This is a genomic window from Sodalis praecaptivus (genome assembly GCF_000517425.1).
GTDB lineage: Bacteria > Pseudomonadota > Gammaproteobacteria > Enterobacterales > Enterobacteriaceae > Sodalis_A > Sodalis_A praecaptivus.
On the sequence record NZ_CP006570.1, the window covers coordinates 1 to 24,415 of the forward strand.

Annotated in this window: 18 protein-coding genes; 8 read left to right on the forward strand and 10 right to left on the reverse strand. The window is 44.4% G+C overall.

The genetic code is table 11. From position 1 onward, the window contains the following. Positions 1-1,919: 1,919 nt before the first annotated feature. Positions 1,920-2,621 (reverse strand): hypothetical protein, encoded by a 702-nt coding sequence (locus SANT_RS20945; RefSeq protein ID WP_040133566.1) that lies wholly within the window; start codon positions 2,619-2,621, stop codon positions 1,920-1,922. A gap of 1,024 nt (positions 2,622-3,645) precedes the next feature. Between SANT_RS20945 and SANT_RS20950 the strand changes: the two genes are divergently transcribed. Then, positions 3,646-3,984 (forward strand): hypothetical protein, encoded by a 339-nt coding sequence (locus SANT_RS20950; RefSeq protein WP_025424175.1) that lies wholly within the window; start codon positions 3,646-3,648, stop codon positions 3,982-3,984. 259 nt (positions 3,985-4,243) lie between these two features. After that, entirely contained in the window at positions 4,244-6,007 is a 1,764-nt protein-coding gene (locus SANT_RS20955; protein WP_025424176.1) for a hypothetical protein, read from the forward strand. Positions 6,008-6,218: 211 nt separating this feature from the next. Here SANT_RS20955 and SANT_RS20960 read toward each other — a convergent pair whose 3' ends face one another. After that, a complete protein-coding gene (locus tag SANT_RS20960) occupies positions 6,219-6,761 on the reverse strand; it encodes a TetR/AcrR family transcriptional regulator (RefSeq protein ID WP_025424177.1) in 543 nt (180 codons plus the stop codon). Positions 6,762-6,852: 91 nt separating this feature from the next. Between SANT_RS20960 and SANT_RS20965 the strand changes: the two genes are divergently transcribed. Next, a complete protein-coding gene (locus SANT_RS20965) occupies positions 6,853-8,355 on the forward strand; it encodes an MFS transporter (protein ID WP_025424178.1) in 1,503 nt (500 codons plus the stop codon). Positions 8,356-9,476: 1,121 nt separating this feature from the next. Here the strand turns inward: SANT_RS20965 and SANT_RS20970 are convergent. Next, positions 9,477-12,509, reverse strand: coding sequence for a hypothetical protein (locus SANT_RS20970; protein ID WP_025424179.1), 3,033 nt, complete (start codon positions 12,507-12,509; stop codon positions 9,477-9,479). A 1-nt stretch (position 12,510) separates the two neighbouring features. Then, a complete protein-coding gene (locus SANT_RS20975) occupies positions 12,511-13,053 on the reverse strand; it encodes a hypothetical protein (protein WP_025424180.1) in 543 nt (180 codons plus the stop codon). Positions 13,054-13,207: 154 nt separating this feature from the next. Here SANT_RS20975 and SANT_RS23950 point away from each other — a divergent pair. Together SANT_RS23950 and SANT_RS20980 are read left to right on the forward strand one after the other, a co-directional pair. After that, positions 13,208-13,914 (forward strand): IS1 family transposase gene (locus tag SANT_RS23950; protein ID WP_237234710.1). Its coding sequence is split into 2 segments (ribosomal slippage): positions 13,208-13,471 and positions 13,474-13,914, totalling 705 coding nucleotides; the frame shifts between segments, so codons are not numbered across the junction. A 215-nt stretch (positions 13,915-14,129) separates the two neighbouring features. Next, complete coding sequence (locus SANT_RS20980; protein ID WP_025424181.1) at positions 14,130-15,122, forward strand: Rpn family recombination-promoting nuclease/putative transposase; 993 nt, start codon at positions 14,130-14,132, stop codon at positions 15,120-15,122. Positions 15,123-15,322: 200 nt separating this feature from the next. On the opposite strand, the gene idnD is transcribed toward SANT_RS20980, so the two are convergent. The 3 genes from idnD to SANT_RS20995 all read right to left on the reverse strand — a co-directional run bounded on the left by idnD (position 15,323) and on the right by SANT_RS20995 (position 18,564). Then, entirely contained in the window at positions 15,323-16,363 is a 1,041-nt protein-coding gene (idnD, locus tag SANT_RS20985) for an L-idonate 5-dehydrogenase (RefSeq protein ID WP_025424182.1), read from the reverse strand. 11 nt (positions 16,364-16,374) lie between these two features. Then, on the reverse strand, positions 16,375-17,733 hold the full coding sequence (locus tag SANT_RS20990) for an MFS transporter (protein ID WP_025424183.1): 1,359 nt from the start codon (positions 17,731-17,733) through the stop codon (positions 16,375-16,377). A 63-nt stretch (positions 17,734-17,796) separates the two neighbouring features. Further along, positions 17,797-18,564, reverse strand: coding sequence for an SDR family oxidoreductase (locus SANT_RS20995; protein ID WP_025424184.1), 768 nt, complete (start codon positions 18,562-18,564; stop codon positions 17,797-17,799). 284 nt (positions 18,565-18,848) lie between these two features. Here SANT_RS20995 and SANT_RS21000 point away from each other — a divergent pair, with 284 nt between their 5' ends. Beyond that, positions 18,849-19,550, forward strand: a complete 702-nt coding sequence (locus tag SANT_RS21000) for a FadR/GntR family transcriptional regulator (RefSeq protein ID WP_025424185.1) — start codon at positions 18,849-18,851, stop codon at positions 19,548-19,550. 79 nt (positions 19,551-19,629) lie between these two features. After that, complete coding sequence (locus SANT_RS21005) at positions 19,630-20,883, forward strand: enolase C-terminal domain-like protein (protein WP_025424186.1); 1,254 nt, start codon at positions 19,630-19,632, stop codon at positions 20,881-20,883. 110 nt (positions 20,884-20,993) lie between these two features. Here SANT_RS21005 and SANT_RS21010 read toward each other — a convergent pair whose 3' ends face one another. The 3 genes from SANT_RS21010 to SANT_RS21020 all read right to left on the reverse strand — a co-directional run bounded on the left by SANT_RS21010 (position 20,994) and on the right by SANT_RS21020 (position 23,220). Continuing rightward, positions 20,994-21,866, reverse strand: coding sequence for a hypothetical protein (locus SANT_RS21010; protein ID WP_025424187.1), 873 nt, complete (start codon positions 21,864-21,866; stop codon positions 20,994-20,996). 14 nt (positions 21,867-21,880) lie between these two features. Then, on the reverse strand, positions 21,881-22,219 hold the full coding sequence (locus tag SANT_RS21015) for a hypothetical protein (protein ID WP_148296369.1): 339 nt from the start codon (positions 22,217-22,219) through the stop codon (positions 21,881-21,883). Positions 22,220-22,623: 404 nt separating this feature from the next. After that, entirely contained in the window at positions 22,624-23,220 is a 597-nt protein-coding gene (locus tag SANT_RS21020) for a CGNR zinc finger domain-containing protein (protein WP_025424189.1), read from the reverse strand. 296 nt (positions 23,221-23,516) lie between these two features. Between SANT_RS21020 and SANT_RS21025 the strand changes: the two genes are divergently transcribed. Continuing rightward, the gene (locus SANT_RS21025; protein ID WP_025424190.1) at positions 23,517-24,398 is read left to right on the forward strand and encodes an alpha/beta fold hydrolase; all 882 of its coding nucleotides are present in this window, start codon (positions 23,517-23,519) and stop codon (positions 24,396-24,398) included. Positions 24,399-24,415: the final 17 nt, after the last annotated feature.

Consider the following 24,415-nt stretch of genomic DNA (forward strand, 5'->3'; position numbering starts at 1 on the left):
TATATCTTGGCGAGGTTAAGTTATGATGAGTAAAGTCATAACTCATAACAGATAAGTAATACTGATGAAGTATGAAGTAACAACGATTAAGTCACAAGTCGTATGCTATAGTTGTCATTAAGTCATATGCATACCCTCTAGGCTAGAAACGACAGCGACATGGTAAAGGCAATAAGTAGTTTTAGCGAAGACCGTTTTTACCTAATGAGTTAGGTCAGGCCTGCTCGTCGAATGTGAGCATTGCGGCAGGGCGATATGCTTCATTTTAGCTGTCGAGTCCCAAATCAAATACCCATTGAAAATACTTCATAAGTCATACGTATGAGAAAAAAAATTTCTTCATACGTCATACCTATTATGTATTGAGTATGAGGTGCTACTTATTCATGATCTGCATTTATGTATTGCAGATGCAGCCAATCAAGCACATCATTGTCTCCCTAAGAATCAAGGTAATCTTAGTTGAGGCTGAGGGCTCTGATTCAACAAGCTGATTGGGCAGATTATGACAAATATCAGGTAATATGCATTATTACTGGTGTTTAAAGAACTTGATTTTTTATCATACTTCATAAATAATAGGTATGTTAACACTTAACACTTAACACTTAACACTTAACACATGCTACCATGCACTAATGCATAACGTTAGTCAACTATCCCATTGATTAGTAGTAGAAACAAATCTTCCACACCACTATGCGCAGCCAAATTCGCGGCACCCAAGATAATTTCAGACCTACGATATATTTGATGCAAGCTGTATCTCGATAGATACTTGCGTGCGACCTGCTTATAGCTCGCCCATGTCTGAGACGGTTCTTCAACGAGAGTACATTCAATTACGCCGGCGTCCGTAGCTCGGTCTAACAAAAAAATTTTATCCGTTCTCGAATGGATCGAGCGACCGTTGGCCACAGTCCGTTGGCTGGTTATGTTGGATCCGTCTCATTGCTCAATAATGAAGCATTGAATAGGATAATGAAGAAAGGTGGTTGTCACAAATGGGTCATAACACCTCTTATAGCCGTTGCAAACGCAAGAAGGTAGCTTGATGCCTATCGATGGGCGACAAGAGCTTACTATCTGAATAAGTTTAGTTGAACATGTGCCAAATACGGAAGTTGCGCTACGTGAATTCTGCAAATTATTGCGGGCCCAAAGGGAGAGATTTTTCAATACAGCACTCCACTCGTTAGTACCTTGCAAGCTTGTAAGGAAGGGGGAGGGGAGGGGTAATGACATCATTGGTGTGTAATGGGAATGGACTCTTGCTATACCGTATGCCGCATTTGCAAGACATAACCATATCAAGCATTGACCAAAATCTAGTAAGGGGAGAAAATTTATAAAGTATTAACTAATCCTGTGGATCCCATTAGACAGTCTAGTGAAGGGGTAATTTACGGTGAACGGATGTTGGCACTGCGCATACTCATAGTCTTACAGAAGAATAAAGACACATATAAATGGTCATTTAGAGTCTTCTGTAGGAGGAAAGCGCAGATCCCGAACCAAAAAAATGTTCTGTAGATACGAGGTAAAAAAGTCTTTAATAACAAAACACTCTGTTGGTGCTGACCGAATGATAACATCATAAATCTTGTTATCATCATAATTGATGTAAGTACAGATCTTTGTTATCCGCCGCGAACGGCGGATGTTTACACATAAGTTACCTTAAAAAACCAGAAGGTGAATAAAGCGCGGCTATAACGCTATATATGCGCTCGTGCCCAACTTTTGCCGGCCATACCGGTAAACGCTGGACCTATATAATTGAATTCAATGATTTTAGACCCGTGCAAGTGACATCATTTGTCATCCGGGCTGCAATGCGTTTTTCACCTTTTCGCGAACATTGAGTGGTTGGCTGCGTTAACCACTACACGGTTGTTCCTGACTATCCTTTGTTTGGTTTAGTTTGCCCAATGCCCAACTGTACCAGTAACAGTCTTTTCAATGCTGTCTTTGTCACCGGCAGTTTCTAAAAACCCATTGTGGCTGCCAGGCTGTGACAGAGTTTGAATTTCTTTCGCATTATATTCAATTTGCTGTACTGATAAGCGTATTGATGTTTCTACAGCATTCTTTATTGATTGTATTTCATTTCTAATTTCATCATTCAATATGTTGTTATAAGTCTTTTTGACAAAAACTATAATTTCGTCCTTAATGTTTTGTGATATGAACTTATCTAATCGCATTTCTGATGTTTCAGCATAGAAGACGTTAGTAGCAAGTCTCTCTATACAGGTTGGCATAAAAGTGACAAACGATGATAGAATGTATGAGATGTTACTTTCATTTTTTGCAGTGCTGATTAATTTCTCTAGCTCGTTAAGATTTAATGGGCTGAATGATCTTTGTAATAATTCTTCTGCCAGTTTGTAATGCATTATGGATTTCTGTAAGGCTGTATTTATCGAAGTAACAGCACCCAAATAAACACAATGGTTGGCCTGAGTGCTATGGTCGATGGGGAAAAATTCATATAGGGAACTAGCTGCTTTTTTTGCTTCGAGTAATAAACGAAAGGAGGGGCTTAAGATTGACCTTGAACATGCGTTTTTCAGTTCACTCTCATTATGAGGTGTTTCTTCAAGTAAATTACTTATCATGTTGCTGCCTTGAATTATGTTGGTTGGAGAGAAGCTAAAGATAGCTCCATTTACTCATAAAATGTATGGTGATATATACAACTTCAAATAAGACGTATAATTGTAGATTTATTGTTTCTATTTTCAACATGCCAACTGACATGTCATGTAGTAAAAGTTGATCTCAAAGCGAAATCATAAAAACTGCTTATAAATCATATTATTGTGCAGAAATAGTGAACTTAGACAAACATTATTTTATGATAAGGGATAGGGTTAATAGTGCTTTCGTAATGTGAAAATACAAATAAACTTACCATGTTTGTTGAGTCGAAAATAGAATGTCTTAAATGAGATTCTTTTGATCACATCAATAAAGCTATTCCAAAATAGCAGAAATTTCAGCATCCTGACTTAACTCGCCTAAAGGTAAAATAGAGAGTTAGTATCCGATAGTAGCTTGGTTTAAGTATAACGCGTACATTATACTCTTTGTGTTTAACTCTATTTATTGCCGAGGCATGAAATAATAAGATAAAGTAAGCCGGCATTGATTTTTTATTTCTCTTCTCTGCAATCCGGCTACAACTATTGTCATCAAAAAATGAGTTCTCAAGCTAAGCATTGACATAACTCTATGATTTATAACGTCACGCTATGAGCAATGTGATGGTTGATGTGAAGAGGTTCGTTTCTTTAAAAATGATATAAGAGGAGTAGATTAAAATATTCGCCAGAGGCTCCTGTTCAAGGGAGTAAGACCAAACACCCCTCAGTCAATTCATGTCATAAATAATTTTTTTATGGGCGAGATCTTAATTAACTGTCTTGTGCCTTATTATCAGAGAGAAGTACATAAAATTAGGTGCACCAGGTTTTGATGATTAGGGTCAAATGAGTAAAAGACTCTACGCAAAAAGTTCGATTATGAATAGGGTGTTGAGTCGGCCGAAGCACTACGTGCGTTTAGCTATGAGTGAGTGAGTCCCCATTATATTAATGAACATCCTAGATTCTCATAACGGTTAAAAAAAAGGACAATGAAATGATGAAAAGAAGCGGTGCCCCAAATGCGCTGGAAGAGTTTAATCGGTTGATAGTAGCTCGGCATAATGAATTGATAGTGATGGATTATCCTGAACGAATCCGGGTCCTATTGAATGAGATAGCTGAAAATCCTGGCCGCTTCGGGCTGCATGACCTCCCTCAGCCATTCGGGCTTGATGATTTGCCTGATGATTTCAAGGAAGTTGTGGCTCGATGTGTTATGCGATTAGGCATGGATGCAGAGTTTGACCCCCAGGAGGGCGATCAGGGTGATTGGGAGCCCATACTGGAAGAGGGTGAGGAAATCGTTGAAATTATTGCACCCGGGGCTATTTGATAATCTGTTTCGTCCGGCGTTGAAAGTGTGATGCCTGTAGAAAACATGCTCAAAAAGTAAATTCCTCTTTCTTGGTTTAATTTTTAGCGCTAGCTCATAAAGAATATTGCAACACTGAACGATGGCGCTTCGCTAATAACCTGGGCCTGGAGGGGATGATGACAGAATGGTGATAAAACGTTTGCTAATGGCTGTCTTTCTTTATGCTGCCCTATAGGCAGAAATGGCGAAATATATTCTATAAAAAGGTGACAAAAATATGGGCACTGCTATCTCAATCGTGTGCGATTATTTGTCAAGCATTAAAAGCAAACTTCCCCCAATCTCTACCGGTAGCGAAAAACACGAGTTCGTTGATGGTGATACGTTATATATACAATTTATCAAAAATGGTGATTCTGGCGATAAAGAATTTAATATTGTCTATGCCAATTTAAAAAATAATGCAAAGCTATCCACACATTTTTTTCTTCTGAATGATAATGAAAGCTACAAAGAAAACGACTTCGTTGCGCTCAGGTTTGCAGAAGATCATTTTGAGCGCAGACGCTGCCTGTGTTCTAAGTCATTAGATATGGTGCGGGAATATGTGCCGGGTTTCAATATAAAATCAGATGTATCGTCCGTACCTCAGAAGGATGAAAAGGTTGTCCTTGATGAGGAAACAGAACGGGTATTGGTTTTGAAGGCACCAGAGTATGCTAATTTCGTTGTGTTGGCATTAATGCGCATTATAGGTCTTGCTATCACACAAAAAGTGGTAAGGGGCATGACTTTAGCTAAGTTACTAACAATGCTTCGAATAGCAAATAAATTAAAGATAATGAATGCTGATGGCAGCATAGATGCGCCATCAACATTCTTTTTTGTTGCTAAATCGATGGACTTAAAACTTGCCGGCGCTGACATTACCGATTCGGACATTGGCGAAGCGACGATAACCAGTGGAAGGCTTGTCTCCGCTACAGCGGAGGATACTGCCGGTAGAACGAGTTTACTGGACACCGCTGCGGCTGAAACGCTGAATTACGCGGCGTTGAAGAAAAAAGATCTTGCTCCAATGGACGCATCACTTAATAAGATTTTCGCCGGCCAGGATAGTTATCATATACACACTATGAAAGCTATAGAGGAAATGGGTCCCGTTAAATATATCCCTTCCTATATGATTGAAACATTTGAGATAGTTAAGGAGGGATTTGCGCGCGCTTTTGCAATGCTTAATGAGTTATATGGTATGTTAGAGAAATTAGAGGTTAACTCTTCATTAAGTAATTATATTATTAGATATTTCTCATCTTTCATAGCTGAAAAGCATTTGAACACGGTGATTGAAATATTCAAGAATATGGTCCGCGATGCCGTAGGATTTTTAAAAAAGCAAATTGATACAAAACTAAAAAATGTTTATATCTGTTCTTCAGAGCAAATTGCTAAAATTTCACCATCGGGAGATTACTATGTCTCTCCATTGATTAACAGTACGGAAAACTTTAAGGAACTGGCCCTGGCCGAGTCTGTCCTTAATGATAAAGGAGAGCCAAGTATTATCTTTCTTGCAGATACCACTTATATACCAGATCTCTCATGTCCGGATGTAATTAAAAGAATCCCGTTCCATGATGTCGTTGAAACTATATTCCACGAAGTAATGCATGTCATTCTGAGAGGCAGAGTTGATGATTGGTTTTATATTGCCCTTGAAGAAAACGGTAAGTTGCCTGCATTAGAAAAAGCCATCATGACTTTTTATAATATCATTAAAGATGATAAATTGCATTCAAATTTTCTAAGCAACATTAAAGAGATTTGCCAGGTTAATAATTTACTATTCAATAAAAAGAATATTAATAATATAAAGAGGAGCTCACTCTTTAAAGCTAACGTTATGCTGGGCAATGCGGATTGTTTGGCATTATACTTGAGAGATATAGCAGACTTTGCGGCCAGGACCAACATAGAAAAAATCCTCGGGCGTAATTTTCAGGCTGCACTCCGCGTAGAATTGCCCCCATTCCCCTGATAAAAGGCCGTATTTTCTCTATCAATCCACGCCATTGCTTATTTGTCTAGGGCAGGGGGTTGCCGCCAGAATCTTATCCGTTAGCGCTCTCGGAGGCAGAAAGTCAATGAGTTTAGCAACGTTTCTTTTCGGGTGTTCAAGTTTTTCCGAAAAAAGTGGCAGCCACTGAAGTAGTGGGGATTAGTCTGTGAAATCGACAGTCTGGGTGTTATCAAGAAAGCAGAATGTTGATAATATCATCGTGAATGGCCTGCCATTCACGATCGCTGAATGCGTAAAATTTGAAACCACGCAGAGCAAAAGCCCCTTCTGTTGCCAGCAAGGCCAACCGCAGGCGACGGCCCGCTAGATTTGTTATATCAAACATCGCAAACAGGTCTTTATAAAAGGTGTTCGTTTCGGCCTGGAAGGCCGGTGCTCGCATAAAGCTCGCCATTAGGGCGACCGCGCGCGTAATCACTTCGGCATCTTCTTTCCGGTTGGCCTCAACATAAGCATGAATACGGGTTTCCGGGCTGTCTCCCCTCATAGCCAAAAAATCTTCAAGGATGCGATCGTAATTGGCTACGACCCGGCGCAACATTGCATCTATCAACGCATCCTTGGTTGCAAAGGCATATAGCACCCCCCCTTTGCTGACGCCTGCCTGTCTGGCCACGGCATCAAAAGTCAGATTACCTGCCCCACCGCGCATCACCACAGCTTCCGCAGCGTCAAGTAATGCCTCTTGATCTATTGTTTTGTTTCGCCCCATGCTATACCCTTTTTAAAACCGTCTGGACGGATATATATTAATACTTGTTTTATTTCAATGCAATGGTGCCTAAGCACATAGAGGTTTTAAAATGTTGTTCCATCGTAATCGCTGGTTAGTATTGCTATCGGTTCTTTTGGCATTTTTGCCCATCATAGTCGATATGACCATTCTGCACATCGCCGTTCCTTCCGTTACCTTGGCATTGAGCGCCAGCGGAAACAAGGTCTTGTGGATCATCGACATCTATCCGCTAATAATGGCTGGATTATTGGTTCCTATGGGGACATTGTCGGACCGCATCGGACATCGACGTATGCTGTTGGCAGGTTTGTTGATCTTTATGCTCGCCTCGCTGGCAGCCGCTTTCTCGCCTACAGCAGGTTTTCTCATTACCGCCCGTAGCCTACTGGCTGTGGGTGGGGCCATGGTGATGCCTAATGTCCTCGCTATTATCAGACATACCTTCGATGATCCCAAAGAGCGAGGCATTGCTCTTGGGCTTTGGGGAACCATCGGCTCGGCCGGCGCGGCTCTCGGCCCGCTAGGGGGGGGAGCACTGCTCGAACATTTTTGGTGGGGATCAGTTTTCCTGATCAACGTGCCGGTCATTTTGGTCGTCCTGCCAATCGCTTATTTGAGCTTGCCACGCCATACGCCAACGGTAAAGGGAAGCTGGGCTATAGGACAGGCTTTGGTGCTAATTGCCGGTCTGATAGCCACTGTCTACGCCGTGAAATCCGGATTCAAAGTAGAAAGCGATCCACTTATCACCTGCCTGATGTTGGTGGCAGGACTTGGTCTGCTTACCTGGTTCGTTCGCCAGCAACTTTCCAGCGCGGACCCCATGCTGGATCTTTCCTTATTTAGCAAGCCTACTATCTGCGTTGGCATTTTAATGGCTCTGGTTGCCTGCGCTGCGCTTACGGGTGTGGAATTGACGTTGGCTCAGGAACTGCAGTTCGTGGTAGGTTATTCTCCGCTACAGGCAGGTCTGTTTATGGTACCGCTGGCTATAGGCTCAGCACTGGGTGGACCTCTGGCTGGTTATGCTACAGGTTTATGCGGACTTCGCAATGTTGCCGCCGCCTCACTGCTGGCAGCGGCTGCGTGTCTCGCCGGACTAAGCGTAAGCGACTTCCATCACCCCAATATTATGATTATCACTTTGCTGCTGGTATTGGGCATAGCACTCAGTATCGGTTTGACAGCGTCATCCATTGCCATTATGAACAGCGCACCATCGGATAAAGCCGGTGCGGCCGGTTCGCTGGAAGTGACAGGCTATGAACTTGGCGCCGGACTCGGAATCACTTTTTTTGGGGTGCTACTTTCGACAGCCTACTCGAAGACCATCAATTTGCCCGCTGATCTGCCGGCCAGCCTTCATTCCAGAGCGGCCAGTTCCATTAGCGACACGATGGTTGTGGCAGAACATCTGGGGGCAACCGGCATCGCCTTAATAGAGGCTGGACGTGCCGCATTTTCCAGTTCGCATGCTATCGTGTTATTGACAGCCACAGGCATGATAGCTCTGTTGGCTGTTGCAGTGTTTGTCGCGTTACGAAACTATCAGGAGCCAGCCCGGCAGTAGCCTTTTAATGAACTGGGAGCCTATTAATAAGCGCCGTGAAGACGAAAGAAAGAAACGAATGCAGGAGCTGCTGAATTCTATGAAGCATGATCTCGCATACTCACAGGTCGCACAACATGCCGCAGAACAGTTAGCAAAGTAACACAACCCTTAAAAAGTTAGACCACACCTAAGTTCAGCATGCGGGTGGCGCGGTCAACGACCGTGCCACCATGCTCACGATGGGGACTTGACTCTATCCGGTAGACGATACGGCTCTATAGTGGGGGACAGTCCCCTCTGCTTGACCCTAGTTTATTGACCATTTGAGAAAGGTCTTTACCAAATAAGGAAGTGTTACCCACCTCAATACCGAATGCTTTGCTTAAAGTACCAAGCCCAGCTTAAGTAGCCTTAACTGGGCTTTGTTGAATAATTGTAAATCGTGCTGTTTTACCATACTTGTTTTGGCGTAAAATGCTTGTCACCCTAGGTGTGACGTTTCCTTACGCGGCCTAAATGCATGATTTTACGTTGCCAGAATCAGCAGTTGCACTGGAGGGGCAGCATAAAATCTGTTTATTCAACAAAGCCATAAAACTGTACAAAAAATACCTTTCTGCGATGCCCCCCATGGTATCTCATAAAGGAACGTCGTGATTTAATGCATTTTAGTATAAAAAAAACACTCGGCAGGCATTGTTACTATATCATGAATATTTATTAAATATCAAATTATTATAGTGACGCTTTAAAATATTTGTCACTACCAATTGAAAAGTGATCCAGCCTGCTAAGTAAAATAGGTTTTCTTGTTAAAATCAGTGGTTATAAATACGCCATTATGCCGAAGGCATGCGAGGCGCGAAAAGTACTTATAAACGTGCTCTGAAGCTCCTGCGCGCCGATACGTGAGCGAAGCGAAGTTCTGCTTGCATAGCCCCGGAAACCGCGTCAGCGCCCTACTTGGCGTTTTTTGGCGGTGTAGAGTATCGCGCTTATGGTCACTTGTCGAACTGTCTTATGGTTTTCAAATATCCAAGATTATTTTGGTTAATTTCCTCGTAAAAGAATAGTGATTTAATTAGCATGGTGGATCAGTTTTAAACCGGTGGTGACAAATATTAAATCGATGACAGGCCCTAACATTTTATAAAATGTTTTTTATCGTTTTCAGATGGAATACTTGATGACATAGCAAGTTTTAGAAGTAGATACTTAATATCTCCAAATTTGTCTTCATTTAATGTCCTTTCGTTTATATCTCTTGTTCTACGATAATCAACATTTGCTTTTCTTCCCATTGCAATATCAGATATCATCCTTGCTATAAAATCAGCATTTTCTAAAAAGATGTTAGCTTTTAACATCGGATCTCTACTTATAAGCTCAGATGCTTGATTAGGAAAAAAATTAAATCCATTTAAAATTTCAGCATTTTGGTGTCTACCATATGCTGGAAAAAAAAGTGGATCAAATGAAATAGCTTCTCCGTTCCTAAAATTTATTGCATCATCAAATGCTTCCATGAATTCACTAGCATCTCCCACATATCTTCTTGATGGAGCAATTAAAAAATCTAAGGTGCCAGAAATATGAGATGCTTCATGCAGTGCAGTAAGATGCATTTGCGTACTAGGATTTGGTGCCGTATGGTAGTTATCAACCATAATAACCACGTTTTCTTTTGAATCGGCTGGAAGTGTAAATCCCAAAGGGCATTCTTCTCTATATATATAAGGCTGATTACGTGTTGTGCAAGTTGCAAAAATAATATTTCTATCTGGTTTGTTAAAATAATTCACTATCCGTTCAGTATGATAATGCAGCCTAGTAATTGATTCTCTAATGATATCATCATTTTTAGTATTTAGTACAGTTGAAATATATGATTTAATTGGGTTTTTTTCTGCATATGTAAGTTTTCCAGCGGCATTAAATCTTGTGTGGCTCTTTATTTTTTTTAGCGCGACTCTGGCCTCGTTATATGCAGCATTAATTTGAATATTGAAATGGTATAAATTAGTTCTCAGAAATTCATAATTCATAGGAATGGTATCAATGGCATCATTTATGTTATGCAGGTAAGTGCTTGGGTTTTTATAACCTTCTTTAGCTAAAGTTAATAATTCTTCAGTTCTATCTCTAATTTCAACTCCGAAGTTCGCACGCCAATAAGTCATTGGTTCAATAAATGCAGGTAAGTTGTGAAAACGAGTGATATCAATCGCTGCATTTTGAAAATTAACATTTTGTATTTCATGTTGGTGATTAAAGTTATCTTGTTCCATGAAAAGAGCATTATGTTTTTTTGTATTTCGTTGATATAACACATCATCAATTTTTATTAATTGACCATTTCTTTTAATGTATTTATAGCCAAACTTTTCTCCAGTATAAGGATTAACACTAACTAATGTATTTCCTTCTTTATCTATGGGAATTAAATACTTTATTTCTTTAGTCTCTTTGAAAAAAACCTTTTCTACTTTATGTTCACTTGAAGAAAATTCTAAAAAATCAATTTTATTTAATGATGAACTTATTTTTTTGGAGAAATCGTTTTTTATAAAATCGGTAAGTTGTACCAATTTTTTTATACCTCCTCTAGAGATACATGTTATTATTTCCACTCCAGGATCGAGTGAGCGCAACATGTCTACCCCTACACCAATTATATCATTTTTTTTAATTCCTGCTGCTGAAGGCATTAATGATTTTTGGGAAAATAAATGTTTAAAACCACTAGTAATGCTTTTTTTTATGAGTGCATGACGAATGGATAGAAGTGCGGATTTTTCGATTGAATATGACAATTTTCTCGCAATGTTTGATAAATTACCAGTTTCTAGCGTCAATAAAAACATCACAGAATCCATAACGCATGACTGAAGACTTTCATCTTTATTACCTTCTAGACTTTTAGTTATACATGTGTAAAAAGGGATAAGATCAAGAAAAAAATCTAGAACTTTTTCTTCTTTTGTCTTATCATAACCCTGTACATATAGACTTTTAATAAGATAATCTTTATGTTTATTGGTTAATAATGAGATAAAATCCTCTATGGATTCATTAGATTTTTTCTTTTTACCAGTACGACGAATTGTTAGTTTATAACTATCGTCGCTTTGTGCTTCTCTATATTGTTTTTCACTCATAAATGTAGATGCATGATTTTCTAATTCCCCAACCACCATCAATTTATAGACACCTTCATTAAGGTAGAACATATAATGTCTTGTGTCATATCCATTACTGGCCCTAAAAAGATCAATTCTCGGATCTGCTAACATCGTTTTATGTAACGGATTAAAAGAGTGGAGGGTGGATTGATGGAAATGACGTACTAAATATTTATAATTATCATAGTATGCCTCTAAGTCTTCTACCTCAGCAGAAGCAATGAATTCTTTTTGTTTTTTATCTACTATGTCATTCCAAAAAAGTGTCATTAAAAAGCGATCAACTTTGGCGAAACTTTCTCCAATTCTCTTATTTTGCTTTGAAAAAACATCATTTAAATCAGGTAACGTTGCATGCTTATAAAATCGACTAAATACGATATGACCATTCATGTAGCTAGTAAGTGATTCATCGTCTAATCCATGTTCTTTTAATATTTTTCTTGCGATTTCTGTTCTATTCTGATAACTATTTATTTCATTGTCTAATTTACTAAAAATGTCTTCTTCTTTAGATATATTATCTAAGTATCTATTAAAAATATATTCAGCAACACACTTATCACTCATGACTGAGGTTACTTCATTTAATGCAAAATGAATATGCGGTGTTTCTACTTCAATCAATCTATTCACCTGTGCTGGTAATAAAAAGTAACCGATAAACAATTCTGGAGCTACGCTTTCTTGAAGAAAATTCAGCACGTATTGCCCAAGCGTAATAATATCATTCTCACTCCAATCTTGCGTGTTTATATTAACATCACGAGCAAACAACATACCAGCATGAAGAAAGCCCCAACTAATATCATTAAGAATTATGTTTTTATTATTTAATAGATGGTTGTTTTTTTTATTCAACGCCAATGATGGTATCTCATCCCCAACTACATGTGAAAAAAAATACATCCTTGCTTCATTCGTAAGAGTGTTGTTTTTATTATGGCTCGCTTTTATTTCTTTGCTAAGTATATGGTGAATGCTCTTCATACTATATGACTTCCTTGATTTTTTTTATTTTTACTATTTCTTTTAAAAACCAATCATGTAAATTCATATTCAAAACATTGTAACAAATCCAATTATTTAAAATCTTTTTTTGTCGGCTTTTAGTTAATTTTTCTCCTTCTTCTTCACCATACTTATTTGAGTTTATCAAAATATTTTTAGCAATTATTTCAGTCCCATTTTTGGGGTTTTTTATCAAAAAACTAATAACTCCATTAACCAAAATCTTTGGAGAAACATAACCGGCATAAACCATGAATTGTGGATCATATTTTTTTAAAAATATGAATATATTTAAATTTTCTTTATTTACCTTTAAATTATTTACATAAAGTAGAGGCTTAAATATTTTATGTTTATCGTCTCTTTTTTTTGATGAATTAACAAAACTAAAATTGCTTATATTAATCAATGTGTTTATATAATCTGGTTTTTCTTTATCCTCAATAATGGTATTATTTTTACAAGTAATAACATGCATAATCTGGTGATTTGTATAATTGTTGACTATTGGAAATTTAATCATTTATTTTTCCTCACTATCCATAATAAAAACGTCGACTTGCAATCTTACTAAATTTATATACAAACACAAGCTTAAATATTGTCCTCATTTAATCAATATATGGTCGTGACTCAGATTTATTGATTCGCTATACTCTATATTTTTGAAAATGCATATGGCAAAAATTGATGTTATCTGCCCTCGTTGTAGTGAAGCCGATGGAGTTCAATGTAATGGTCATTCGGTATCGGGCGCTCAACGCTACATCTGCAAGCTGTGTTTGAAAACGTTTCAGCTTAATTTTCGCTATCGAGGAGCTCAACCAGACACACACAAGGCTATCGTCGATATGGCAATGAATGGTTCTGGATGCAGGGATACTGCACGGGTATTGGGAATTAGCCTAAATACTGTTCTGATGCATTTAAAAAAATTACGCCAAAGCAGGTTGCTGATAGCATAATAGGGCCTAATGCTGAAGTCGTTATCTGCTGTGAAGCAGACGAACAATGGTCTTATGTACGGCACAAGGACAATCCTCGCTGGCTGTTTTATGCTTATGATCGCATAAGAAAACGAGCCCTCGCTCATGTTTTTGGACCGAGAAATGCAAAGACGCTACAGAAATTATTAACACTGTTAAGAAAATTTTATATAGCTTTCTACATGACGGATGCATGGCCCGTTTATAAGGTCTTGTTGGACTCAGCCAGTCATGTAGTAAGCAAAAAATATACCCAGCGGATAGAGCGGCATAACTCGAATTTACGTACCCACATCAAACGTCTTGCTCGTAAAACCATTTGCTTTTCAAAATCAGAAACGATGCATGACAAGATCATTGGATGGTATATGACCATCCACCACTATCAGAAAATCTGAGTCACGACCGCCGTTTGTTGAGCTTCCACTCTCCCCGCTTTATGAATAAGCAGGGGGAAGGCACTACGTCGTTTCGCGCTGGCGCTTTTCGTCGTCGTGGCGAAAGTTATTATTCGGATAGGGGTATAGGCAAAAAGGGGAAATGTGCCTACGTCAGCGTTCGCCCTCACTTTATGGTAGAGTTTGTCCGTTGAAATTATGCAGCGACATTTCAGATGACAAAAAAGAAAAACGGTACACCTACACCCCATGATGCTACCTTCAGGCAGTTCTTGACCCAGCCGGCCATTGCCCGCGATTTTATGGAAATTCATCTGCCCGCAGAACTGCGGGCAATATGTGATCTAAACACGCTAAAACTAGAATCCGGAAGTTTTGTCGAGGAGGATCTGCGTCAGTATTTCAGTGACGTTTTGTATAGTTTAAAGACCACCACAGGTGATGCTTACGTCCATGTGTTGATTGAGCATCAGTCGACACCGGATAAACACATGGCGTTCAGGTTACTACACTATGCGGTAGCGGCTATGCAGCGCCACCTGGAAGCTGGACACAAATCGCTACCGTTAGTGATCCCGGTTCTGTTTTATACTGGCCGACGCAGTCCGTATCCGTATTCCACAAACTGGCTACGGGAGTTTGACGACCCTGAATTGGCCGGTAAGCTCTATAGTAGTGATTTTCCGCTGGTTGACGTGACGGTTATCCCGGATGATGAAATAATGACCCATCGCAGTATGGCGGCGCTGACCCTGCTGCAAAAAAATATTCACCAGCGCGACCTCGCGGAGCTGACCGACAGACTGGCGACGCTGCTGATGGAAGACTGGCTGGCTTCGCCGCAGGTGATTTCGCTGGTATACTATCTATTGCAGGCCGGCGAATCTTCAAATGCCGAAGCCTTTGTACGCGACCTGGCACAGCGAGTGCCGCAACACGGGGATCAACTGATGACCATCGCACAACAGCTTGAACAAATCGGTATCGAGAAAGGTATCGAGAAAGGTATCGAGAAAGGTATCGAGAAAGGTATCGAGAAAGGGCGAGCCGAAGGCATGGAACTTGGTGAACAACGCGGGATTGAGAAAGGCGAGCGCGAAGCTACCCTCAAAATTGCCCGATCTATGATTCTGCGTGGGATTGATAGGGCGTCTGTCGGGGAAATGACCGGTCTGTCCGACGATGATTTGCAACAATTGCGTCACTGATCCTGTTATCTGCGGTTCAAGGCTCGGCACTGCCCGTTTAACTCCCCTAATCCACATCGATTTTTGGTTATAACCTTGAGATTGCGGTTGGCGGCACCGTGTGGATTTATGTCGTTGGCTGCCCCTTGTCCCTGAAAAAGCAGAATATCAGGCGGCGTGGCCTGCCGCCGCCTGATATGCCTCGCCATAAATAGGTTACTTCAGAAAACCAGTTGGATTTTCGCCGCCCGCTCCTTATCGGCGGCAAGCGCCAACGCGGCGGCGGCATCTGCCATCGGCATTTCTGCGGTGAGTAGCGGCAGAGGATTGATTCTGCCGCTTTCGAGCCAGCGCACTGCCGTATCGAATTCGCCGTTAAAGCGGAACGAACCTCTTAATTGGATTTCTTTGACAAGTAGTGGGCCTATAGGGTAATCCACCGACGGTGAGCCCATACCAAGCTGGACGATCGTCCCGCCGGGACGGGTCAAGGCTACGGTTGAAGCAACAGCCGCCGTGGCGCCTGACGCCTCGAAACACACATCGAATCTTCCGCCGTCCGCCTGCCATTGCGTGAGTAGGGTATCATCACGGGGATCGGCCGCTTCGCGAGCCCCCATTTCAAGCGCCAGCGCCCTGCAGCGTTCGCTGATATCGGTTGCGATGACCTCTGTCGCGCCGGCGGCAAGCACGGCGGCGATAACCAGACAGCCGATGGGACCCGCGCCGGTGACGAGCACCTTTTTCCCTATCAGATCGCCTGCCTGGCGCACCGCGTGGATACAGACGGCCAGCGGTTCGGCGAAGGCAATGACTTTAGGATCGGCGTGCGATGCATAAGGAACGCATTGATACGGCAGCACCGCTACATAGTCGGCGAAACCGCCGTTTACATGGGGAAAGAATTGCGCACTGCCCATAAAACGCATGGCGCGACAGAGGTTTTGTTTACCTTCCCGGCAGTATCGACAGGTCTGACAGGGTTGGGAAGGATTGACGGCGACACGTTGTCCCGCCGTCAGTCCACTTTCGGCAGAAGCCTGTTCAACCGTGCCAACAAACTCGTGTCCTAAAATCATCGGCGTTTTCAATATCGACATCCCGGCACGACCATGCAGGAAGTAATGGATATCTGAGCCGCAGATGCCGCCGCGCTCGACTTTAATCAGGACTTGGTCGTCATTCCATTCTACCTGGCGTATTTCTTTTTTTACGTCGTGCGGGGCATTAACGACGACGGCATTAACCTGTTTCTTTTGCATCGGTTTCTCACTTAAGCGTTGTAAGGCGATTCGGATTTTTCGTTTGGGTTAGGCCCTGAGGACCTTTCAGGCGGCGTCAGCACCTCTATTTTTCCGACCAAAAATACATAAGCCAAGAAGCCCGCCAGCGCCACCGCTGCGATATACCACATGGCGTATTGAAAGTTTTGCGTTCTTTGTAAAATTACGCCAATCACGATGGGACTAACAATGCCGGACAAATTACCGAAGATATTCAAAAAGCCGCCAATAGTGCCGATGAGATGGCGCGGTATTACATCGCTGCATACCACCCATCCGAGATTTGAAAAGGCATTGGCGAAAAAAGCAATCGACAAGATGGTGATAGCAATCGCTGGACTTGATTGGAAAAAGTTGACCAACACGATGGAACACGTCAACAGCATGCCGGACATAACGGGTACTTTACGGGCGAACGTACGCGAAAAACCTCGTTTGAGCAGCAAATCACTTAACGTTCCGCCGCACAACACGCCCGCCATCGCCATCAAATAAGGAAACATGGCGCCCACACCCGCCTTATCAATGGGCATGTTTAACCCTTTTTCCAAGTAAACAATGAACCACGTTAGAAAGAAATAGAGGGTGGATGAGGCAGCGAATTGAGCGACAAACAGGCCCCAGGTGATGCGCTGGCGTAAAATATATTTGATGGCGCGCCAATTAATATCCTCGCTTGCGCGGCGTTGACCATTGGCGCCATAACCGCCGCCCGCCCGAATGATATCGAGTTCCCCCTGATTAACGCTGCGGCTGTGTGGTGGATCACGGTAGGCAATGAGCCAGTAAATCCCAAAGACGATACCCACCGCGCCCGAAAGGTAAAACGACATCTCCCATCCCCATCGACTGACGATAAACGACAATAGCGGGGTCAGCAACGCCAGGCCGATATATTGCGCGCTGGAATAGGTCGCGGTCGCTCGGGCGCGTTCGTGGTCTGGAAACCAGGTAGCGATAATTTTGGTGTTGGATGGAAAAGAAGGTGCTTCCGCCACGCCGATCAACGCTCGGCATACCAAGAGCATCATAAATGAAGCGGTGGCGGTGGTGAAGAGATTGTGCGAGGCGAATCCCATCAATAGCGTGAAGATGCTCCAGAGCACGATAGCGCTCCCGTACAGCCAGCGTGAACCAATGCGATCCAGGAGATAGCCAACCGGAATCTGGCTCATGGCATAAAACCAGGTAAACATAGAAAACAGTAAGCCGAGCTGCGTTGCGGAGAGGGAAAGTTCGCCCTGGATATGCGAACCGGCGACGGATAGGTTTGCCCGGTCCATATAGTTAATGGCGGTAACCACAAATAACATCGTTAATATAGTCAGTCGAGTGCGGGTAGGTTTCATAATCAGCATCTGCCTTTAACCGTTTGTGGGCATTGTTCTAGGCGAACGGGGGACGGCCCGTGTTCACAGTGTCGCCAGCCAACCGCCGTCGACATATATCATTTGCCCGTTAACATAATCGGAGGCGCTTGAGGCAAGATAGACCGCCGTTCCGACCAACTCCTCCGGTCTGCCCCAACGGCCGGCGGGGTTGCTGCTGCAAACCCAGCTGTTGAACGCCTGGTTTTCGACCAGTGCTTTGTTCATATCGGTGAGGATATAGCCCGGCCCGATGCCGTTGGACTGAATATTAAACGGCGCCCATTCGGCGGCCATCGCTTTTGTCAGCAGTTTGATACCGCCTTTGGCGGCGGTGTAGGGTGCCACCGTCGCGCGTGCGGCTTCGCTGGTGAGTGAGCCGATGTTGATGATTTTTCCTCCGCGGTTGCGCGCCACCATGCGCTTTGCCGCCGCACGCGCCACTAAAAAGGCGCTGGTCAGGTTGGTATCGATCACGCGCTGCCAATCGCTAAGCGCCAGATCCAACAAAGGTTGCCGAAATTGAATGCCGGCGTTATTGATAACGATATCCACCTGTACGCCTTCCTGGTCCAACTGGCGGAAAGTCTCTTCAATTGCATGTTCGTCGGCGACATCAAACAGGAAGCCGCGCGCGTCGATGGCTTTTTCTTGCAACCGCGCCAACGCTTGCACCAGCGTTTCTTCCCGCGTGCCGTTTAAAATGATGCTCGCCCCTGCCTTGGCCAGGCCTTCCGCGTAGGCAAAACCCAAACCGCGCGTTGACCCGGTGATAAGCGCAGTTTTACCGGATAGATCGAAGAGTGGTAGCATAATGCCACACATGTAACATGACTAACAAGTTGTGTGTTTCTTTCTACTTGAGGCGATAAGGAACGGCAATGACTCTATTGCTAAAATGCTGCACGTTTCACAAAATTGGCGAATTGATGGGCGGGTAAGTTTTACCGTTAAGTTGCGGTATCTGTCTTATTAATATGGCGTTTTTTCAACGTTTTCCGTCCTTAGCGTTGCGCCGCAAAAAATAATCACTTGCCAGGGGTACCGCCACAGGATAAAACAGGCGTTAACATGTAGGACAAGCGGAAGCCATGGCAGTGGGAATTGAAAGCGTACAGAAGCAGAATGTCGTTGACGTCATCTATCAGCAAATGAAGAAGCATATTCAGGATGGAACCTGGGAGCCAGGATGTAAGCTGCCTTCTGAGGCGGAGCTTACCCAGACTTTTCAGGTCAGCCGCGTCAGCGTCAGAAGCGCCGTGCAAAAGTTGCGCGATCTGGGCGTTGTGGTAACCCACCAGGGCAAGGGCACCTACGTGACGCGTGACGTCGCGCGCTATGATGTCTTCAGCGATAACCAACCGATACTGCACCTGTCGCGAGAAGAATTCGATGATATGTATGTATTTCGTCAGACGGTCGAATTCCGCTGTATGGCGCTGGCGGTGAAAAATGCCACTGAAGATAATATTAAAGAGCTGGAACAGGCGTTGAACCGCATGTTAGTCAATAAGGATGACTATAAAAAGTATTCCCAGGCCGACTTCGATTTCCATTTGGCCATCGTCAAAGCTTCGCACAATAAAATCTTTATTCACGTCATGGAATCGCTCAAAGGCATCTATATTCACTACCTGGAAGAGCTCAACCGGGTGCTTGGCATTACGCTTGAGAGTGTTGAAGCGCATATCAAAGTGTTTATGGCGCTGAAAAACCGCGATGCGCAGGCGGCGACCGAAACATTGAATGCGGCTATGACGCACAACGTACAGGCACTTGAGGACGCACGACACCCTTAAGGGAATGAGAGTAGAGAAAAGACCGAACTACATACTTGTAGGACATCATACAGGTTAGGTTTGACTATAGGAGATATGAATGAGCAAGCTTACTATCACCGACGTGAAAACCATTTTGACGGCCCCCGGCGGTATTGACCTGGTGGTTGTGAAGGTGGAAACCAGCGAACCGGGGCTTTATGGCCTGGGTTGCGCGACCTTTACCCAGCGTATTTTCGCCGTCGCCGCCGCTATCGATAACTATATGAAGCCTTTCCTCATCGGTAAAGATCCTGCCCGTATCGAAGATATTTGGCAATCAGCGGCGGTTAGCGGCTACTGGCGCAACGGGCCGGTTATGAATAACGCATTGTCCGGTATCGATATGGCGTTGTGGGATCTGAAGGGCAAACTCGCGAATATGCCCGTCTACGATCTGCTCGGCGGCAAATGTCGTGATGGCGTCGCGCTGTACCGGCATTGCGATGGGGCGGATGAAAGTGAAGTTGAAGACGCCATCCGCGCCCGTATGGAGGAGGGATATCAATATGTCCGCTGCCAGATGGGGATGTATGGCGGAGCCGGTACGGAAGATTTGCGTCTGATAGCCGGTAAATTGGCAAAGGCCCGCAATATCCAGCCAAAAGTATCTCCTCGCACTCAAACTCCGGGGATCTATTTTGACCCCGACGCTTATGCCCGCGCGGTACCGCGGTTGTTTGAGCACCTGCGTAATAAAATTGGTTTCGGCGTAGAATTTATTCATGACGTTCATGAGCGTATTACGCCCATCGCTGCCGTGCAGTTGGCGAAGTCTCTCGAACCGTATCAGCTTTTCTTTCTAGAGGATCCGGTCGCGCCCGAAAATATTGACTGGCTAAGTAAACTGCGCGCGCAAACCAGTACGCCGGTGGCGATGGGCGAGCTGTTCACCCAAATCAATGAATGGAAACCGCTGATTGAGCATCAGTTGATTGATTATATCCGTTGCCACGTGAGTACCCTCGGCGGTATCACGCCGGCAAAAAAACTCGCGACATTCGCTGAGCTTTATGGCGTCCGGACGGCTTGGCATGGGCCGGGTGATATCTCACCGGTAGGCGTGGCGGCAAATTTGCATCTGGATATGAGCGTGGCCAATCTCGGCATTCAGGAATATACCCCCATTAACGATGCCCTGCGTGATGTGTTTCCCGGCTGTGCGGAGGTACAGCGTGGCTATGCTTATCTGACCGATAAACCCGGCCTTGGCGTAGATATCAATGAAAGCGAGGCGGCGAAATACCCTGTCTCCGGGGGTATCCCGCAATGGACTAACGCCCGTTTGCCGGACGGTACCGCGGCTAGGCCGTAACGCTAAGCGCTATCGGGGAGGGGGCTCAGGCTAACAAGGACCGGGGATAGGGGTTAGGGTTGTCCCGTTTGCCCGGGTCCCGCCAGTGGGAGCGCACCATGGCGCAAGGGTCAGGGCACGGTATCGGTTAGGGCTAAAAATAATCCTCGGTCGTAAATCTCGCTAGACAGTGTCAAAGTTTGGTGATCGCGGCATGCGCGTGCCAAAGCGCGTTTGCTGCGTTTTGCACCGTGCTCTCCGACGCCTTTACAGGAAAAAGAAAGGGGAACGTCGCGTTCGGTCCCATTTCGTACCACGCGGCGGCTACCCGTTGGTTCGGCGTTGACTGCGACAATAGGGTAGGGCTGAGGAGAGCTGCCCTGTATATTATAACGCGTTTCGTACCGGGTGCCTGCCCTTTCCCAGCGATTGCTCCAATGCGTCTCCGACAATAAGGGCGAGCCGGGTGAGACGCCATACCGGTTCAACATATTTCCATCTATCCTGATAAAGCCGATGATGCGATCAAAGGGGATGCCATTGACGGCGACCAGTTCTTCCATACCGCCATAATCATGGAGCAGCCTGTCGAGCCGGGTGCGTAAAGGGGATTCATTGGGGAGGGCGTTTCGTCGGTTTAGGATGGATGCTTCTACGTCATAAAAATCCTGCGTGGGCCTGATAGCATAGATATAGGTTACAAAGGAGTGATCATAGGGTTCCTCACTGTTTGGCCGAGCCAGGGATGACGCGTGCTGAATAACCTGCGCCAACGATGAGGATGTGGATACGAACACGCTTCCTCTTTCTTCCAGGGATTCCCCCTCAAAATGATGAATAAGGTCGGTGTCGGGGTCGAGATGGTCGAGTCCCCAAGGGAACATCCCTCCCGCTGCAGAAATATCGGCGATTTTACGGCTGTCGGCGCGATAAACGATTGGGTGGATATTGACCGCATGACTGTGCATGACGATAAATACTAACAACAGTGCCGTAATTTTCATGGTTAATCGTTAGCCTATTGAGTGCCTAGCTCGATACCCACTAACTCGTCCCCGGTTGCGCTATTGGAACGTAAACACACGCTAACAAATGCATTGGTCAAATGAGCTGCTTTAGCAACATCAAAAATATAAGGGTTATCATCATGGATAGAATAATGATAGATGCCTATTTTAACCGTTTTCTTGAATCCTTTGGCTATATGTATAGCGTTGACTCTTTTTATTTTGGCGAATTGTTCATATCTATTCCCGCTCCAATTTAAACAGGCGGATTTGAAATCAACGCCGGCATGAACGGGCGATAAAACGATAGCGCCAGTGATCACGACAATTGCGATGCGGTTAGTCATCATTAGCCTCAATATACGTCTTTTTTTTATAAAATATTAAAAATCACTATGTTACATAATATTTAGCCCAATCAGTCATCGTCAATTTCACGGTGGATTCAGCGACGTGTCTTTCGAGGTAAGGTAAACGAAAGCACCGTCTACCGGTAATGATAATAGGCTTGCACAGGTCAACCCCGCGTCTACACGTTTTAATTAATTTATTGCGAACAACCCGGAATTAATTGCGCTCATTATACACCTGCTTATTTGACCAATAGCCCGAACCCCCTCAGCTGCTCCTTCCGCTGCTACGCTTGCCGTTTATAACAGGCGTCAGCCGCGCGCCAGGAACAGATTGTTGAAAATTATAAGGATAAGTCGCGGTGGAGCTGTTACCGCTCCAACTGTTAAAAGGGACTAACGAATCAATGCACCTGTTTGCGAAGATGACGGAATTTAGCGACTTTTGCCCGATTGCCGCAGAGCGCCATGCTGCACCATCTGCGGCGATGTCCTTTGGTTCTGTCATAAAACCAGAGAATACAGTCCGGATGCTCACATTTCCTTACCAACGCAAAATTACCGTCTGTCAGTAACGCTACTGCTTGCTCCGCCAGGGGCGCCAATAATACCGCAGGGGAGGGTACGGGATAAATACGCCGGCTGGCTAGGCGATGGTCTGCCGGTATAAATAATTGCGTGTAGTTGCTGCACGACGCCAGGAAATGATTCATCGCCGTGACGTCAAGGGGCAAGGCTTGTTTTTTCCGCTGCACCAGACTGCGCACGATATCACGCAAATGACGAGCTTCATGCAATAGGTCACCGGCGGCAAATCGCGCGTTGTCATCGCCGAAATACAATCCTGCTTGCATTAACCAGTGTAAAACGTCATCGTCTGACTGTAGTAAATCCCGTGGCTTTCCTTCAGATAGTGCCACGGTATTGAGAAAATCCAATACCGGGTGATCGGCCAGAAATAACTGTGCGTTTTCCGGATGGGACGAGGAGCGGTCGGTCATATCAAGCCCTCCATACCTAATTTTTTTCTAAAGGTAACCGGATAAATGTGATTTTTCAAGTTACAATTTCAAATAAAATCACTTTCTGCTCACGCAGAAAACGCGCCAACTGACCCTGTTCGGCCTCTTACTGCTGCAAGTTTTGCCATTCATCATGACTTGTTTTGGTCAATTAGCTATCACAGCTCGGTTTTTTGTAACCTCTTTAAGTCGTTTGACAAGTTACATAAACGAGGCATACTTAAACCTATGTAACCTTTATTTTTGTTATTAACAGTTACAATAGGAGTGAGTCTATGCCCCTGCAAGCGTCCCCAACACTACGTTATGCTTATGCTGACGCCGATGGTGTCCGCGTGTTTTATCGTGAAGCGGGTGATCCGGCCAATCCGACCCTGCTGCTACTGCACGGTTATCCCAGCTCGTCTCACCAGTTTCGTGAACTCATAGCGCGACTTGCCGATAAATTTCATCTGATCGCGCCTGACTTTCCCGGTTTTGGTTTTACCGACGTGCCCGAGGCGCGCCAGTACCGCTACACTTTTGATGCGCTTGGCAAAACGCTGACCGATTTCGTCGATAAATTAGGACTTCAACGTTATGCGATGTATGTATTTGACTATGGCGCTCCAACCGGCCTGCGTCTGGCGCTCGCTTATCCCGAACGGGTCACGGGATTCATCTCGCAAAACGGTAATGCTTATCTTGATGGTCTGGGCGACGCCTGGGATCCCGTTCGCGCTTATTGGGCTTGTCCCTCAGCCGAAAATCGTCGGGTGGTCAGCGATGCCGTGGTAAATCTGGAGGGGACGCGCTGGCAGTATCTGCATGGCGTACCGGATCCGCTCGCCGTGGCGCCTGAGTCGTATTACCTTGATGCATTACTGTTGGAACGTCCGGGTAATAAGGATATCCAGTTGGATCTCTTTCTGGATTATGCGAACAATCTGACCCTTTATCCGGCGTTTCAGGCTTTCTTTCGTCAAACGCAGCTACCGGCGCTAATTATCTGGGGTAAGCATGATCCCTTTTTTATTCCGGCCGGTGCAGAGGCTTATAAACGCGATAACCCCAACGCGCAAGTGGAACTATTGGACACCGGGCATTTCGCGCTTGAGACGCATGCGTTGCACATTGCCGGCCGTATTCGAGAGATGTTTGCAGGCCAAAACGGCTAGGTCGCTGATTTTCGGGG

Excerpts from the sequence above, each read along its gene's own strand:
- SANT_RS20955 (WP_025424176.1), top strand. The coding sequence starts at position 4,244 with ATGGGCACTGCTATCTCAATCGTGTGCGATTATTTGTCAAGCATTAAA.
- SANT_RS20995 (WP_025424184.1), bottom strand. The coding sequence starts at position 18,564 with ATGCTACCACTCTTCGATCTATCCGGTAAAACTGCGCTTATCACCGGG.
- SANT_RS20990 (WP_025424183.1), bottom strand. The coding sequence starts at position 17,733 with ATGAAACCTACCCGCACTCGACTGACTATATTAACGATGTTATTTGTG.
- SANT_RS20950 (WP_025424175.1), top strand. The coding sequence starts at position 3,646 with ATGATGAAAAGAAGCGGTGCCCCAAATGCGCTGGAAGAGTTTAATCGG.
- SANT_RS21025 (WP_025424190.1), top strand. The coding sequence starts at position 23,517 with ATGCCCCTGCAAGCGTCCCCAACACTACGTTATGCTTATGCTGACGCC.
- SANT_RS20945 (WP_040133566.1), bottom strand. The coding sequence starts at position 2,621 with ATGATAAGTAATTTACTTGAAGAAACACCTCATAATGAGAGTGAACTG.
- SANT_RS20980 (WP_025424181.1), top strand. The coding sequence starts at position 14,130 with ATGACAAAAAAGAAAAACGGTACACCTACACCCCATGATGCTACCTTC.
- SANT_RS20970 (WP_025424179.1), bottom strand. The coding sequence starts at position 12,509 with ATGAAGAGCATTCACCATATACTTAGCAAAGAAATAAAAGCGAGCCAT.
- idnD (WP_025424182.1), bottom strand. The coding sequence starts at position 16,363 with ATGCAAAAGAAACAGGTTAATGCCGTCGTCGTTAATGCCCCGCACGAC.
- SANT_RS21020 (WP_025424189.1), bottom strand. The coding sequence starts at position 23,220 with ATGACCGACCGCTCCTCGTCCCATCCGGAAAACGCACAGTTATTTCTG.
- SANT_RS20965 (WP_025424178.1), top strand. The coding sequence starts at position 6,853 with ATGTTGTTCCATCGTAATCGCTGGTTAGTATTGCTATCGGTTCTTTTG.
- SANT_RS21015 (WP_148296369.1), bottom strand. The coding sequence starts at position 22,219 with ATGATGACTAACCGCATCGCAATTGTCGTGATCACTGGCGCTATCGTT.
- SANT_RS21005 (WP_025424186.1), top strand. The coding sequence starts at position 19,630 with ATGAGCAAGCTTACTATCACCGACGTGAAAACCATTTTGACGGCCCCC.
- SANT_RS20960 (WP_025424177.1), bottom strand. The coding sequence starts at position 6,761 with ATGGGGCGAAACAAAACAATAGATCAAGAGGCATTACTTGACGCTGCG.
- SANT_RS21010 (WP_025424187.1), bottom strand. The coding sequence starts at position 21,866 with ATGAAAATTACGGCACTGTTGTTAGTATTTATCGTCATGCACAGTCAT.
- SANT_RS20975 (WP_025424180.1), bottom strand. The coding sequence starts at position 13,053 with ATGATTAAATTTCCAATAGTCAACAATTATACAAATCACCAGATTATG.